The organism is Streptomyces sp. NPDC037203, from assembly GCF_055605065.1.
The window spans coordinates 342,789-356,243 of the sequence record NZ_JBVJUC010000004.1 but is presented as its reverse complement, the minus strand read 5'-3'; the positions used below and the strand labels follow the sequence as shown (position 1 = coordinate 356,243).

Below are 13,455 nucleotides of genomic sequence, written 5' to 3'. Positions count from 1 at the left end.
TGGCTCATTCAGGCACATCATGACCACACAATCAGTGCATCATGTTCCTGCATGTTCAGGACCCTGGGGGGTGGAGATTTGACTTCAAATCGGCACAATACGGTACATCCCCATGCGGTCACCGAACTGTGCGAGGAAGGGCGCCGACTTTACGCCAACGCCCTGCGTACCGGGCGTGTCTCACGTGCCGATGTCGCGGCGGTCCCGTGTCTGATGGAGTTCGCCCTGCTCCACCCGGACCCGGACGATCCCGACTGGCTGCGCCCGGTGCCCCCGGCCGTGGCCCTGGCCCAGCGGCTGTCGCCCCTCGAACGTGAGATAGCAGATCGGCGGCGCTGGGCCGTCGAACTCTCCGACATCTTCGAGCCGTTCCTCGCGCTGAGCACCCAGACGACCTCCGCGACCGACTCGATCACCGTCCTGGAGGGCAACGACCGCATCAACGCCGCGCTCGACCTGGCCACCACCGAATGCCGGTCCTCGGTGCTCACCGTGCAACCGAGCAACCACTTCACCGAACGCAACGTACGCCAGGGCCTGGAGCGCGACACCGCCCTGGTGGAACGGGGCGTGCACATCCGCACCCTCTACCAGCACACCGTCCGCTACAACCTCAAGCAGCTCGGCTACGTCTCCCAGCTCACCAGCGGCAAGGTGGAGTACCGCACCATCGACGAACTGGTCGAACGGCTCATCATCTGCGACGAGTCGGTCGCCTTCATCCCCACCCGCGACGACCAGCAGGTCGCCCTGGAACTGCGCAACCCCGGACTCATCCGCTACCTCATCAAGGTCTTCGAGTTCATGTGGAACCGCGCCGTCCCGCTGACCGCCGGCGCCCCGTACGAGACCGCGCCCGACGGCATCACCGAGATCCAGCACTCCATCGCCAAACTCCTGGTCGAGGGGCACGTCGACGAGGCCATCGCGCGCCGGCTCGGGATGAACGTACGCACCTGCCGGGCCCACATCGCCAAGCTGGCGCAGGCGCTGGGCAGCGGCAGCCGGGCCCAACTGGGCTTCCTCATCGCCCAGTCCGGCATGCTGGACCGGGACCTGTAGCCGGCGGCCACGGCGGCACCGCCTCCGGAACACGGTGCCGCGGAGCGGCGCGGCAGGGCCGCGGACGACGAGACGCCTGGCTCATCGCGAGGCGTCCCGCGCGGGCGCCGGCAGGCCCCGGCCGCTGCCGTCCAGGCCCGCCTGGGCGATCCGCACCCCGAGCTGCGTACGGCTCGCCGCGCCCAGGGTCTCCGAGAGGCGGGCGATGTGCGCGCGGCAGGTGCGCACGCTGATCCCGAGCCGCTCGGCGATCACCGCGTCCTGGTGGCCCTCGGCGAGCAGCGCCGCGATGGACTGCTCACGGTGCGAGATGCCCTCGATGCCGGTGTCCGGCAGCGGCGCGGTGAGCGGGATGGCGAGCCGCCACAGCCGCTCGAAGACGGTCACCAGGTACTCCACCAGCGCCGGGTGGCGCAGCTCCAGGGCCATGGTGCGGTCCGCGTTGGCGGGGATGAAGGCCACGGTGCGGTCGAAGAGGATGAGCCGGTCGATGACCTCGTCCAGGGAGCGGGCCTCCACCGTGTCGCCCATCAGCTCCAGGTAGTTGAGCAGCCCCTGCCCGTGCCGGGCCACGTGCGTGTACAGGTCGCGCATCCGCACGCCCCGCCCGCGCAGCGCCAGCGCCCGGTGCAGGCCCTCGGTCAGCTCGGCCTCCCGCCGGATGCCGCCCGGCTGCACGGTGAGCACCTCGGTGGTGCACGCCCCGGTCGCCTCGTCCATCGCGGCCTGGATCCGGGACAGCCCGTCCAGCACCCGCACCGCGCTGCCCCCGGCCGGCGCGGCGAGCGCCTGCAACTGCTCGAGCCCGGCGTACCACTCGAAGGCGGCGAGCGCGGAGCCCACCCGGCGCTGACTCTCGCTGACCTCGTCGTGGACCCCGCGCAGCAGCCGGGTCAGCACCTCCTGCGGGGAGGTGGGAACCAGCCAGTCCATGTCGTCGGGGTCCGGGTGCAGCAGGGCCAGTTCCAGCAGGCACGGCACCGCCTCGGCCTCGGTGCGGGGCACCCGGCCCCGCCGCACCGCCCGCTCGTACACGCGGTCCCCGGCCTCGCACAGCCGGTCGGCACCGTGAGGATGCTGCCCCGCCCTCCGCCCGGCCATCGCGCATTCCACCCCCGGTGTGCTGCCACTTCCGCAGCGCAACTATGCGTGGCGCCGACCGGCTCCGCAACACGGCTCCGCCGGGCGCGGCGGTCGTTAACGACCACTGCGTCCGGATATCCACCGGGCTCCGCCCCTCGCATTTGCAACAAGATGACGGTGGCGACATGCCCGTGATCAAGGGCATCGCCGGTCCGCCGTACCGCGCTCACGGGGATGGCGCGGTACCGCCCGCTACTTCAGCCCGATGGCGGCGCACTCGGCCTTGTACTTGGCGGTGCAGATCTCGCCCACGGTGTAGATGCCGTCCGCGATGACGGTGTCCTTGATGGATTTGCGGGTCAGCGCGCTGACCTGGACCAGCTTGGCCGGGATGTTCTTCGTGGTGGGACTGTCCACCTTGTCCTCGGTGAGGGCGTCGAACTGGATGTCCTTGCCCTGGACCTCGGCGACGGCCATCTCCGCCGCGGCCTCGGCCTCGTCGGGGTAGGACTTGTAGACGCTCATGTACTGCTCGCCCGCCACCACCCGCTGCACGGCGTCCAGTTCGGCGTCCTGCCCGGTGACCGGCGGCAGGCTGGTGACGCCTGCGGCCTTCAGGGCCTTGATGACGCCGCCCGCCATGCCGTCGTTGGCGGCGTAGACACCCGCGATGCCGGCCGCGCCGATCTTGCTGATCGCCTTGGCCATGTTGGCCTGGGCGATCTCCGGCTTCCAGTCGGTGGTGTCGTAGCTGTCCGCGATGGTCACCTTGCCGTTCAGCTCGGAGAGCGCGCCCTCCTTGAACTGCTTGGCGTTCGGGTCGGTGGGCGAGCCGTTCATCATCACGATCTTCTTGGCGGTGCTCACGTTCGGGCCGAGCGCCTCCAGCAGCGAGCGGCCCTGCACCTCGCCGACGAGTTCGTTGTCGAAGGAGACGTACGCGGTGATGGGGCCCTCGGCCAGGCGGTCGTAGGCGATGACCGGGATGCCCGCGTCCTTGGCCTTCTTCACCTCGCCGGCGGCGGCGTGCGCGTCGACGGCGTCGAGCAGGATCACATCGACCTTGTCGTCGATCATCTTCTGCATCTGGCCGGCCTGCTTGGCCGCGTCCGCGTCCGCGTTCGCGTACTCGACCTTCCCCTGCTTGGACGTCAGATCGGCGACCTTGCTCTTGATGATGGGGTAGTCGAACTTGTCGTAACGCGTGTTGGTCGTCTCCGGCAGCAGCAGGCCCACCGTGAGGTCGTTGCCCTTGGCCGGGCTCGCGCTCGTGCTGTCCCCCGTCGCGTTGAGGACGCCGCAGCCGGCCAGCGAGAGGGTCGCCGCGGAGGCGGCCACGGACAGGGCGATACGGCGCATACGAGGGCTCACTTCACGTGTGTTTCGGACGTGGGTGCTGCTAGACGACCCAGGTGTCTGAAAAGACAACGCGGAGCCGACAGCCGGCGTCAAGGAGCCTTGCTTAACGAGTACGCAACACTACGCACCGTCCAGCATGTGAAAGCAATGGGGAAAGCTCTCCAAACACCCTTTACGGACCGTCCATCCAAGGGAGGTTCAGAAAGCGGCAAAGAAAGGGTTGTGCACTCCGTCCGGGCCGGCCCCCGTCTCCGCCGTGCCCGGTTCCGGCGGATCGGCGGATACGGCGAGGGGCCCGCGGACGGGATGCGTCCGCGGGCCCCTCGCCGTACGGGGTGGCACGCGCGGTCAGTCGCCGTGCTGCGGGGACCGCTTGGGCCGCCACACGACCAGCGCGCTGGTCTGCTGGACCTCCTGATACGGGACCAGGTCCCGGCGGTAGGAGGCGTGCACGGCGGCCTCGCGCTGGCGCATGGTGGCCGCCGCGCCGTCCAGGGCCGCTTCCAGCTCCGCGACGCGGGACTGGAGCGCGGCGACCTGGTTCTCCAGTTCGATGATGCGCTTGATACCGGCCAGGTTGATGCCCTCGTCCTGCGACAACTGCTGCACCTGGCGGAGCAGTTCGATGTCGCGGGCCGAGTAGCGCCGGCCCCGGCCCGCGGTGCGGTCCGGGGAGACCAGGCCCAGGCGGTCGTACTGGCGCAGCGTCTGCGGGTGGAGTCCGGAGAGCTGGGCCGCCACCGAGATGACGTAGACCGGGGTCTCCTCGGTCAGTTCGTACGGATTGCGCCGGCGGCCTTCCATCACTCTCAAGCTCCCTTCGCGGCCTCGAACAGCTCCGCCCGCGGGTCCTCGCCCGCGGTGGCCTCGCGATACGCCTCCAGTGCGTCACGAGCCTTCCCCGACAGGTCCTGCGGAACACTCACCTCGACGGTGACCAGGAGGTCGCCGCGGGTGCCGTCCTTGCGGACCGCGCCCTTGCCGCGGGCCCGCATGGTCCTGCCGTTCGGGGTGCCCGCGGGCAGCTTCAGGGTGACCGGCGGACCGCCGAGGGTCGGCACCCGCACCTCGCCGCCGAGTGCGGCCTCGGCGAAGGTGACCGGGACGGTCACCGTGAGGTTGTCGCCCTTGCGGCCGAACACCGGGTGCTCGCCCACGTGCACGGTCACGTACAGATCGCCCGCGGGGCCGCCCCGCTCGCCGGGGGCGCCCTTGCCGCGCAGCCGGATCCGCTGCCCGTCGGTGACACCCGCCGGGATGCGGACCTGCATGGTGCGCGAGGACTTGGCGCGCCCGCTGCCCTTGCAGTCCGGGCAGGGGTTCTCCGCGATCAGACCGCGGCCCTTGCAGTCGGGGCACGGGTCGGTGAGCGAGAAGCCGCCGCCCGAGCCCCGCGCGATCTGGCCGGTGCCGACACAGGTCGGGCACACCCGAGGGGTGCCGTTCTTGTCGCCGGTGCCGGAACAGGCCTTGCAGGGCTGCTGGGAGGTCATCCGCAGCGGCACCGTGGCCCCCTCGATCGCCTCGGTGAAGCTGAGGGTGACCTCGGTGTCCACGTCCTGGCCGCGGCGCGGCTGCGTACGGGTCGCCCCGCCCGCGCCGCCCCGGTTGAACAGGCCCCCGAAGACGTCACCGAGTCCGCCGCCGAAGCCCCCGCCCTGGGCGGTGCCGCCTCCGAAGAGGTCGCCCAGGTCGAAGTTGAAGTTGCCGCCGCCGGCGCCGGGTCCGGGGCGGAAGCCGCCGCTCCCGAACAGGGCGCGCGCCTCGTCGTACTCCTTGCGCTTCTTGGGGTCGCCGAGGATGTCGTTCGCCTCGGAGATCTCCTTGAAGCGCTCCTCGGCCTTGGCGTTGCCCTTGTTGGCGTCCGGGTGGAACTCGCGCGCGAGCTTCCGGTACGCCTTCTTGATCTCGGCCTCGGTGGCGTCCTTGGGGACGCCGAGGACCTTGTAGAAGTCCTTCTCGATGAAGTCCTTGGTGCTCATCCCCGACGTCCCTCCTTCCCGTCCGCTGTGATTACGTCAGCCCTCCTCCGGGCCACCGTTCTCCTTGTCGTCGGCCGCCTCGGACTTCTCCTCGGCGCCCTCGGCCTTGCCCGCCTTCTCCGGCTTCGCGGCCTGCGCGCCGGGCTGCGGCTCGGCCACGGCCACCCGCGCGGGGCGGATGGTGCGCTCGCCGATGCGGTAGCCGGGCTGCAGGATCGCCACGCAGGTCGTCTCGGTGACGTCCGGTGCGTAGCTGTGCATCAGGGCCTCGTGGATGGTCGGGTCGAAGGGCTCGCCCTCCTTGCCGAACTGCTGAAGGCCCAGCTTGGCCGCGACGGCCTCGGTCGACTCGCCCACCGACTTGAAGCCGCCGACCAGTTCGCCGTGTTCCCGCGCGCGGCCGATGTCGTCGAGCACGGGCAGCAGCTCGGTCAGCAGGTTCGCGATGGCGACCTCCTTGACCGTGGCCCGGTCCCGCTCGACCCGGCGGCGGTAGTTCTGGTACTCGGCCTGGAGGCGCTGGAGGTCCGCGGTGCGCTCGTTCAGCGCGGTGCGTACCTGGTCCAGCTGGGCGACCAGACCGGCGTCTGCGTTCGCGTCCCCGGCCGGGGCCGCCCCCTCCTTGGGGGCGGCCTTCGGCTCGGCGTCGTCAGGGGTGGCGCCGGAGGGGACGTCGGGCTTCTCCTCGAAGCCCGGAGTCTCCTCCGTCACGCGGCACCGTCCTTGCGCTCGTCGTCCACGATCTCGGCGTCCACGACGTCGTCGTCGGCCTTGGCCTGGCCGGCACCGGCGTCACCGGCGTCCGCGGCCGGCGCGCCCTGGGCGTCGGCGTACATCGCCTGGCCGAGCTTCTGCGAGACGGCCGCGACCTTCTCGGTGGCGGTGCGGATCTCGGCGGTGTCCTCGCCCTTGAGCTTCTCCTTCAGCTCGGCGATGGCGGACTCCACCTCGGTCTTGACCTCGCCGGGGACCTTGTCCTCGTTGTCCTTGAGGAACTTCTCGGTCTGGTAGACGAGCTGCTCGCCCTGGTTGCGGGTCTCGGCGGCCTCGCGGCGCTTGTGGTCCTCCTCCGCGTAGCGCTCGGCCTCCTCGCGCATGCGGTCGACCTCGTCCTTCGGCAGCGAGGAGCCGCCGGTGACGGTCATCTTCTGCTCCTTGCCGGTGCCGAGGTCCTTCGCCGTGACGTGCATGATGCCGTTGGCGTCGATGTCGAAGGAGACCTCGATCTGCGGGACGCCGCGGGGCGCCGGCGGCAGACCGGTCAGCTCGAACATGCCGAGCTTCTTGTTGTAGGCCGCGATCTCGCGCTCGCCCTGGTAGACCTGGATCTGCACGGACGGCTGGTTGTCCTCGGCCGTCGTGAAGATCTCCGAACGCTTCGTCGGGATCGTCGTGTTGCGCTCGATCAGCTTGGTCATGATGCCGCCCTTGGTCTCGATGCCGAGGGACAGCGGGGTGACGTCGAGCAGCAGGACGTCCTTGACCTCGCCCTTGAGGACACCGGCCTGGAGCGAGGCGCCGATGGCGACGACCTCGTCCGGGTTGACGCCCTTGTTGGCCTCCTTGCCGCCGGTCAGCTCCTTGACGAGCTCGGCCACGGCGGGCATACGGGTGGAGCCACCGACGAGGACGACGTGGTCGATCTCGTTGATGGAGATGCCGGCGTCCTTGATGACGTTGTGGAACGGCGTCTTGCAGCGCTCCAGCAGGTCGGCCGTCAGCTGCTGGAACTGGGCGCGGGTGAGCTTCTCGTCCAGGTGCAGCGGGCCCTCGGCGGAAGCCGTGATGTAGGGCAGGTTGATCGAGGTCTCGGTGGACGAGGACAGCTCGATCTTGGCCTTCTCGGCGGCCTCGCGCAGGCGCTGGAGGGCCATCTTGTCCTTGGACAGGTCCACGCCGTGGCCGGACTGGAACTGCTTGACCAGGTAGTCGACGACGCGCTGGTCCCAGTCGTCACCACCGAGGTGGTTGTCGCCGTTGGTGGCCTTCACCTCGACGACGCCGTCGCCGATCTCCAGCAGGGACACGTCGAAGGTGCCGCCGCCGAGGTCGAAGACGAGGATCGTCTGGTCGTCCTTGTCGAGGCCGTAGGCCAGCGCGGCGGCCGTCGGCTCGTTGACGATGCGCAGGACGTTCAGGCCCGCGATCTCGCCGGCCTCCTTCGTCGCCTGGCGCTCGGAGTCGTTGAAGTACGCCGGGACGGTGATGACCGCGTCGGTCACCTTCTCGCCCAGGTAGGCCTCGGCGTCCCGCTTCAGCTTCTGCAGGATGAAGGCGGAGATCTGCTGGGGGTTGAAGTCCTTCCCGTCCAGCTGGATCTTCCAGTCGGTGCCCATGTGGCGCTTCACGGACCGGATGGTCCGGTCCACGTTGGTGACGGCCTGCCGCTTGGCGACCTCACCGACGAGCACCTCGCCGTTCTTCGCGAAGGCGACGACGGACGGCGTGGTCCTGGCACCCTCGGCGTTGGTGATGACGGTGGGCTCGCCGCCCTCCAGAACGCTGACGACGGAGTTAGTCGTGCCCAGGTCGATGCCGACCGCACGTGCCATGGTTGATTCCTCCAGCTGACTTGAGTGCAACGGACTCAAGTGTGCACGAGCCGGCCATCGCGGTCAACAGACCTGAGTCATCCGGACTCAAGTCTTATCCGTTCCTTACACGCAACCGCCCGTTGACCTGCGAAGACGCCATGCGGCGGGGCCGCTGGACCGGGATCCGAACAGGCGCCCGCAGCAGGACGAGCACCAAAACGGCCGCCGCTCCCGCGACCCACAGCCCGGCCTGCCTCCCTGCCCACCCGGCGTGCACCAGCACCCCGGTGAGCACCGCGCCGAAGCCGCACACCCCGAGCACCACCACGGCTCCCGGCTGGGTGAGCCCGAACCGCCGCAGCCGGTGCACCAGGTGGTCGGGGCCCCGCCGCAGCAGCGGACGGCGCCCGAGCAGCCGTACGACGACCACCAGGGCGGCATCCGCGAGCGCGACGGCACCGAAGCAGAACAGCACGGCCGCGCTCGGGCCGATCGCGTACCCGGCGCGCGTGAAGACGACCGCGGAGGACAGCAGGAACCCGGTGAACAGCGAGCCGCAGGCGCCGAGCCCGACCCGCGCGGGGTGCCAGTTGTGCATCAGGAAGCCGGTGAGGGCCGCGGCGAACACGCTGAGCAGCACGGCGAGCGCGTCCATCACCTCGATGGCGGCGCAGACGCCGGCCCCGAAGGCGGTGATCACCCCGACGGTCCCGGCCAGCCCGTCCGCGTGGTCGAGCCCCCGGAAGGCGAGCGAGACGACGACGATCCCGGCCACGGCGAGCGCGCCCCCGGCCGCCCCCGTCTCGTCGTACGGCACCACGCAGGCGGCGGCCACCGCCGTACCGGCGACGATCACCCGGCCGCGCAGCCGCCAGACATCGGCGACCAGACCGAGCAGGCCGACGCCCACGGCGGCGAGCAGCAGCCCGCCGACTTCGTCGCCCAGGGGCGCGACATGGGTCCATTCACCCGTCCAGGCGACCAGCGAGGTGACGGTGACGACGGCGAGGCCGCCGAGCACCGGAAGGGGACGGGCCCGGCGCCGGTCGACGACCCCGGCCCGCAGGGCGGGCAGCCGGAGCAGTGCCGCGAGGACGGCGGTGAGCAGCAGGGCGGCGGAGGCCGCGGCGATCCCGTAGAGCACGGCTCTAAGGTAGGGGTGAAAGTAGCAAATCGGGATGAATAACACGATCAGATTGCCCTGAGGGTGATCAGCGCGCCACCATGGGCGACCCCTCAGCGACCCATATCACCCCGCGCTCCCCTGCATCGCGACGGAAGATAGGGGTAGTCTCAGAGAACCACATAAGTTACCGCTTAGTAATGTCCGCTCGGTCAATTCGAGGCCGCCCTCAGGAGCCCCAATGCAACTCGCCGCGATCATCGTGTCGCTGGTCCTGATCGTGGTCGGCGTGGCACTGTTCGGCCGCGCCCTCCTCCAGATCTACCACTTCATGCGCCTCGGCCAGCCCGTGCCGGCCGGGACCAGGACCAACGATCCCGCACAGCGCACCGTCACCGTGGCCAGGGAGTTCCTCGGCCACACGCGGATGAACCGCTGGGGCATCGTCGGCGTGGCGCACTGGTTCGTGGCGGTGGGCTTCTTCTCCCTGCTGCTGACGATCGTCAACGCGATCGGCCAGCTGTTCAAGGCGGACTGGATCCTGCCGATCATCGGCGACTGGGCGCCGTACAACGTCTTCGTCGAGTTCGTCGGCACCATGACCACGCTCGGCATCCTGGTGCTGATCGCGATCCGCCAGCTGAGCAGGCCGGACAAGCCGGGCCGCAAGTCCCGCTTCGCCGGCTCGAACTTCGGCCAGGCGTACTTCGTGGAAGCCGTCATCCTGATCGTCGGCGTCTGCATCTTCACGCTGCACGCCCTGGAGGGCGCCCAGCACCACGTCGACGGCTACGAGGCGTCGTTCTTCATCTCGTACCCGGTCGTCGCCTGGTTCAAGGGCATGAGCGTCGGCACGCTCCAGAACCTCACCTACTTCTTCGCCGGCCTGAAGATCGCGACCTCCTTCATCTGGATGATCACGGTCGCCCTGAAGACCGACATGGGCGTGGCGTGGCACCGCTTCCTCGCCTTCCCGAACATCTGGTTCAAGCGCAACGCGGACGGCGGGACCTCGCTCGGCGCGCTGCTGCCGATGACCTCCGGCGGCAAGCCGATCGACTTCACCGACCCCGGCGAGGACGACGTCTTCGGCGTCTCCCAGGTCGAGCAGTTCTCCTGGAAGGGCCTGCTGGACTTCTCCACCTGCACCGAGTGCGGCCGCTGCCAGTCGCAGTGCCCCGCCTGGAACACCGGCAAGCCGCTGTCCCCGAAGCTGCTGATCATGTCGCTGCGGGACAACGCGCACGCCAAGGCGCCGTACCTGCTGGCCGGTGGCGGCAAGACGATGGAGGGCGAGGAGAAGGCGTCCGCCGAGGCCCTCGAGGACGTCCCGGCCGCCGCCCTGGCCGAGGCCGAGCGCCCGCTGATCGGCACCGCCGAGGAGAACGGCGTCATCGACCCGGACGTGCTGTGGTCCTGCACCACCTGCGGCGCCTGTGTCGAGCAGTGCCCGGTGGACATCGAGCACGTCGACCACATCGTGGACATGCGCCGCTACCAGGTCATGATCGAGTCGGCCTTCCCCTCCGAGGCGGGCACGATGCTCAAGAACCTGGAGAAGAAGGGCAACCCCTGGGGCCTGGCCAAGAAGCAGCGCCTGGAGTGGACCAAGGAGGTCGACTTCGAGGTCCCGGTCGTCGGCAAGGACATCGAGGACCTCAGCGAGGTCGAGTACCTCTACTGGGTCGGCTGCGCGGGCGCGCTGGAGGACCGCGCCAAGAAGACGACGAAGGCGTTCGCCGAACTCCTGCACATCGCGGGCGTCAAGTTCGCGATCATGGGCGGGGACGAGAAGTGCACCGGTGACTCCGCCCGCCGCCTGGGCAACGAGCCCCTGTTCCAGGAGCTCGGCATGGAGAACGTGATGGCCCTGAACACGGCGTTCGGCGAGGAGCTGGACGACGACGGCAAGGTCACCGCGGAGTCCAGGAAGCCGAAGTCGGCGAAGAAGATCGTCGCCACCTGCCCGCACTGCCTCAACACGCTCGGCAACGAGTACCCGCAGCTCGGCGGCGACTACGAGGTCATCCACCACACCCAGCTGCTCCAGCACCTGGTGGACGAGGGCAAGCTGATCCCGGTCACGCCGGTCGAGGGCATCATCACCTACCACGACCCCTGCTACCTGGGCCGCCACAACAAGATCTACACGCCCCCGCGCGAGATCATCGGCAAGGTCCCCGGCCTGCGCAACGAGGAGATGCACCGCCACAAGGAGCGCGGCTTCTGCTGCGGCGCCGGCGGCGCGCGGATGTGGATGGAGGAGCGGATCGGCAAGCGCATCAACAACGAGCGCGTGGACGAGGCCCTCTCCCTCAACCCGGACATCGTCTCCACGGCCTGCCCCTTCTGCCTCGTCATGCTGACCGACTCGGTCAACGGCAAGAAGAACGACGGCAAGGCGAAGGAGTCCATCCAGGTCGTCGACGTCGCCCAGCTGCTGCTGGACTCGGTGCGCACGCCGGTGGACCCGGCGGGCGACGCGGAATCCGCCACCGCCCCGGAACCGGAGCCGGTCAAGTAACGGCTCCCGCGCCCCGCTGAGACCCGTCGGCGCCCCTTGCTTCGCACAGGCAGGGGGCGCCGGCGTGTGCGGGGGCCGGGGGCGGCGCCGGGTCCGGTTCCGGGTCCGGGGACAAGGGGTTGCGTCGCGCGCCGGACGTGGTGCCGGGCCCCGGCCACGACCGGGGCCCGGCACCGGGCGGTCACGCGGTCTTCGGGGCCGCCTGCTGCACCACGTCGAAGGACCACAGGGTGGAGCCGGAGGCGGCCGGCTTGGGGCGCTCGCCGCCGGCGCCGCCCTGGTGGGCGGCCTTCATCGGGCCCTCCATCCAGGCATGGAAGGACGCCTCGTCGCGCCAGCGGGTGTAGACGAGGTACTGGTCGGTGCCCTCGACCGGGCGCAGCAGCTCGAACCACTCGAAGCCGTCGGAGTTCTCCACCGCGTGCGCCCGCGAGGCGAACCGCTCCTCCAGGACCTCCCGCTGCTCGGCGGGCACGGTCAGCACATTGATCTTCACTACGCTCATGGGTCCATCCTGCCGTCAGCGCACGGGTGTCCACGACCGGGGCGCCGCGGTCCGGCTCCGTCTTCGCGGACCGAGACGGTTCAAACCCGGAACCATCCCTGGTGAAAGGGCTGACGGTCCCTTAGGGGATGTCACAGGTCGGCCGCAATGCCGGGCCCGGACCGCCGGGCCCGGCACACCACTCTCCGGGACCAGGTACGTTCGATGACGTGGCTGGATTCAGGATCGGACGCGGGGGCGGGGACGACCGCACCCCCCAGGGACAGCAGGCGCCGCAGGGACCGTCGTACGGCCGCCCCGGACCCTCGGGCGGGCGGCGCGGCCCGTCGTCGTACGGACAGCAGGGCCCGCAGGCGCCGGGACAGGGCGCGGGACGGCCGTCGTACGGCTACCCGTCGCCGCAGCCGCCGCAGCCGTCTTACGGGCAGCCGCCGCACGCACCGCAGCCGTCTTACGGGCAGCCGCCGCACGCACCGCAGCCGTACGGGCAGCGGCCGCATCCGCAGCAGGGCCGGCCGTACGGCCACCAGGGCCCGGCGGACGACGGCCCGGAGTACTTCGACGACGGCTACGGGGGCGGCGCGCCGGACCCCTACGCGGCCAACAATCCGGGCCACACCCAGGCCTTCTCGATCGACGAGGCCGCCGGCTACACCCAGGGCGCGACCTACCAGGCCGGCTCCGCCGCCGCGCCCGCCGCGCCGGTGGGCCCGCCGCTGCCCTGGAAGGAGCTGCTGCGGGGGATCGTCCTCTCCCCCGACCCGACGTTCCTGCGCATGCGGGACTACGCGATGTGGGGCCCGGCCCTGATCGTGACGTTCCTCTACGGGCTGCTCGCCGTCTTCGGTTTCGACGACGCCCGCAAGGAGGCCATCGGCGCCACACTGTCCAACGCGGTGCCGATCGTGCTGATCACCGCGGTCGTGATGGTGCTCGGCCTGTTCGTGCTCGGCGTGGTCACCCACACCCTGGCCCGCCAGCTCGGCGGCGACGGCGCCTGGCAGCCCACGGTGGGCCTGTCCATGCTGATCACGGCCCTCACGGACACGCCCCGCCTGATCTTCGCCATGTTCGCCGGCGGCAACGCCGGTTTCGTCCAGATACTCGGCTGGGCCACCTGGCTCGGCGCGGGCGCCCTGCTCACCCTGATGGTGTCCCGCTCCCACGACCTGCCGTGGCCGAGGGCGCTGGGCGCGTCGGCGATCCAGCTGATCGCACTGCTGTCGATCGTGAAGCTGGGCACCTTCTAGACCCGGTCGTACGGCAGGCCGGTCCCGGCCATG

The 13,455-nt window shown here is 70.2% G+C and carries 11 protein-coding genes; 3 read left to right on the top strand and 8 right to left on the bottom strand.

Translation table 11 applies throughout. From position 1 onward, the window contains the following. Positions 1-51: 51 nt before the first annotated feature. On the top strand, positions 52-1,062 hold the full coding sequence (locus tag ACZ7EC_RS14985; RefSeq protein WP_471062585.1) for a helix-turn-helix transcriptional regulator: 1,011 nt from the start codon (positions 52-54) through the stop codon (positions 1,060-1,062). A gap of 81 nt (positions 1,063-1,143) precedes the next feature. Here the strand turns inward: ACZ7EC_RS14985 and ACZ7EC_RS14980 are convergent, their stop codons facing one another. From ACZ7EC_RS14980 to ACZ7EC_RS14950, 7 genes are all read right to left on the bottom strand, one after another. Continuing rightward, entirely contained in the window at positions 1,144-2,163 is a 1,020-nt protein-coding gene (locus ACZ7EC_RS14980) for a helix-turn-helix transcriptional regulator (RefSeq protein WP_471062583.1), read from the bottom strand. A gap of 234 nt (positions 2,164-2,397) precedes the next feature. Then, positions 2,398-3,504, bottom strand: a complete 1,107-nt coding sequence (locus tag ACZ7EC_RS14975; protein ID WP_471062581.1) for a sugar ABC transporter substrate-binding protein — start codon at positions 3,502-3,504, stop codon at positions 2,398-2,400. Between the two features lie 348 nt (positions 3,505-3,852). Next, complete coding sequence (locus ACZ7EC_RS14970; protein ID WP_471062579.1) at positions 3,853-4,308, bottom strand: heat shock protein transcriptional repressor HspR; 456 nt, start codon at positions 4,306-4,308, stop codon at positions 3,853-3,855. A gap of 5 nt (positions 4,309-4,313) precedes the next feature. Beyond that, positions 4,314-5,486: a molecular chaperone DnaJ gene (gene dnaJ / locus ACZ7EC_RS14965; protein WP_471062577.1), complete on the bottom strand. Its 1,173-nt coding sequence runs from the start codon at positions 5,484-5,486 to the stop codon at positions 4,314-4,316. Positions 5,487-5,522: 36 nt separating this feature from the next. Further along, positions 5,523-6,197, bottom strand: a complete 675-nt coding sequence (gene grpE / locus ACZ7EC_RS14960) for a nucleotide exchange factor GrpE (RefSeq protein ID WP_471062576.1) — start codon at positions 6,195-6,197, stop codon at positions 5,523-5,525. Beyond that, complete coding sequence (gene dnaK / locus ACZ7EC_RS14955) at positions 6,194-8,038, bottom strand: molecular chaperone DnaK (protein ID WP_471062574.1); 1,845 nt, start codon at positions 8,036-8,038, stop codon at positions 6,194-6,196. The genes grpE and dnaK overlap by 4 nt, the downstream gene beginning before the upstream one ends. 94 nt (positions 8,039-8,132) lie before the next feature. Continuing rightward, positions 8,133-9,164 carry an MraY family glycosyltransferase gene (locus tag ACZ7EC_RS14950; protein ID WP_471062573.1) on the bottom strand — a complete coding sequence of 344 codons (1,032 nt, stop codon included), beginning with the start codon at positions 9,162-9,164 and terminating at the stop codon, positions 8,133-8,135. Positions 9,165-9,384: 220 nt separating this feature from the next. On the opposite strand from ACZ7EC_RS14950, the gene ACZ7EC_RS14945 reads away from it, so the two are divergent. After that, positions 9,385-11,667 carry a (Fe-S)-binding protein gene (locus ACZ7EC_RS14945; RefSeq protein WP_471062571.1) on the top strand — a complete coding sequence of 761 codons (2,283 nt, stop codon included), beginning with the start codon at positions 9,385-9,387 and terminating at the stop codon, positions 11,665-11,667. Positions 11,668-11,848: 181 nt separating this feature from the next. On the opposite strand, the gene ACZ7EC_RS14940 is transcribed toward ACZ7EC_RS14945, so the two are convergent. Next, a complete protein-coding gene (locus ACZ7EC_RS14940; protein WP_471062569.1) occupies positions 11,849-12,172 on the bottom strand; it encodes an antibiotic biosynthesis monooxygenase family protein in 324 nt (107 codons plus the stop codon). Positions 12,173-12,300: 128 nt separating this feature from the next. On the opposite strand from ACZ7EC_RS14940, the gene ACZ7EC_RS14935 reads away from it, so the two are divergent. Next, positions 12,301-13,422: a Yip1 family protein gene (locus ACZ7EC_RS14935; protein ID WP_471062567.1), complete on the top strand. Its 1,122-nt coding sequence runs from the start codon at positions 12,301-12,303 to the stop codon at positions 13,420-13,422. Positions 13,423-13,455 lie beyond the last annotated feature (33 nt).

Bases quoted from the DNA above. Each gene is read 5' to 3' on its own strand.
- ACZ7EC_RS14985 (WP_471062585.1), top strand. From the start codon at position 52: ATGTTCAGGACCCTGGGGGGTGGAGATTTGACTTCAAATCGGCACAAT.
- ACZ7EC_RS14980 (WP_471062583.1), bottom strand. From the start codon at position 2,163: ATGGCCGGGCGGAGGGCGGGGCAGCATCCTCACGGTGCCGACCGGCTG.
- ACZ7EC_RS14975 (WP_471062581.1), bottom strand. From the start codon at position 3,504: ATGCGCCGTATCGCCCTGTCCGTGGCCGCCTCCGCGGCGACCCTCTCG.
- ACZ7EC_RS14970 (WP_471062579.1), bottom strand. From the start codon at position 4,308: ATGGAAGGCCGCCGGCGCAATCCGTACGAACTGACCGAGGAGACCCCG.
- dnaJ (WP_471062577.1), bottom strand. From the start codon at position 5,486: ATGAGCACCAAGGACTTCATCGAGAAGGACTTCTACAAGGTCCTCGGC.
- dnaK (WP_471062574.1), bottom strand. From the start codon at position 8,038: ATGGCACGTGCGGTCGGCATCGACCTGGGCACGACTAACTCCGTCGTC.
- ACZ7EC_RS14945 (WP_471062571.1), top strand. From the start codon at position 9,385: ATGCAACTCGCCGCGATCATCGTGTCGCTGGTCCTGATCGTGGTCGGC.
- ACZ7EC_RS14940 (WP_471062569.1), bottom strand. From the start codon at position 12,172: ATGAGCGTAGTGAAGATCAATGTGCTGACCGTGCCCGCCGAGCAGCGG.
- ACZ7EC_RS14935 (WP_471062567.1), top strand. From the start codon at position 12,301: ATGTCACAGGTCGGCCGCAATGCCGGGCCCGGACCGCCGGGCCCGGCA.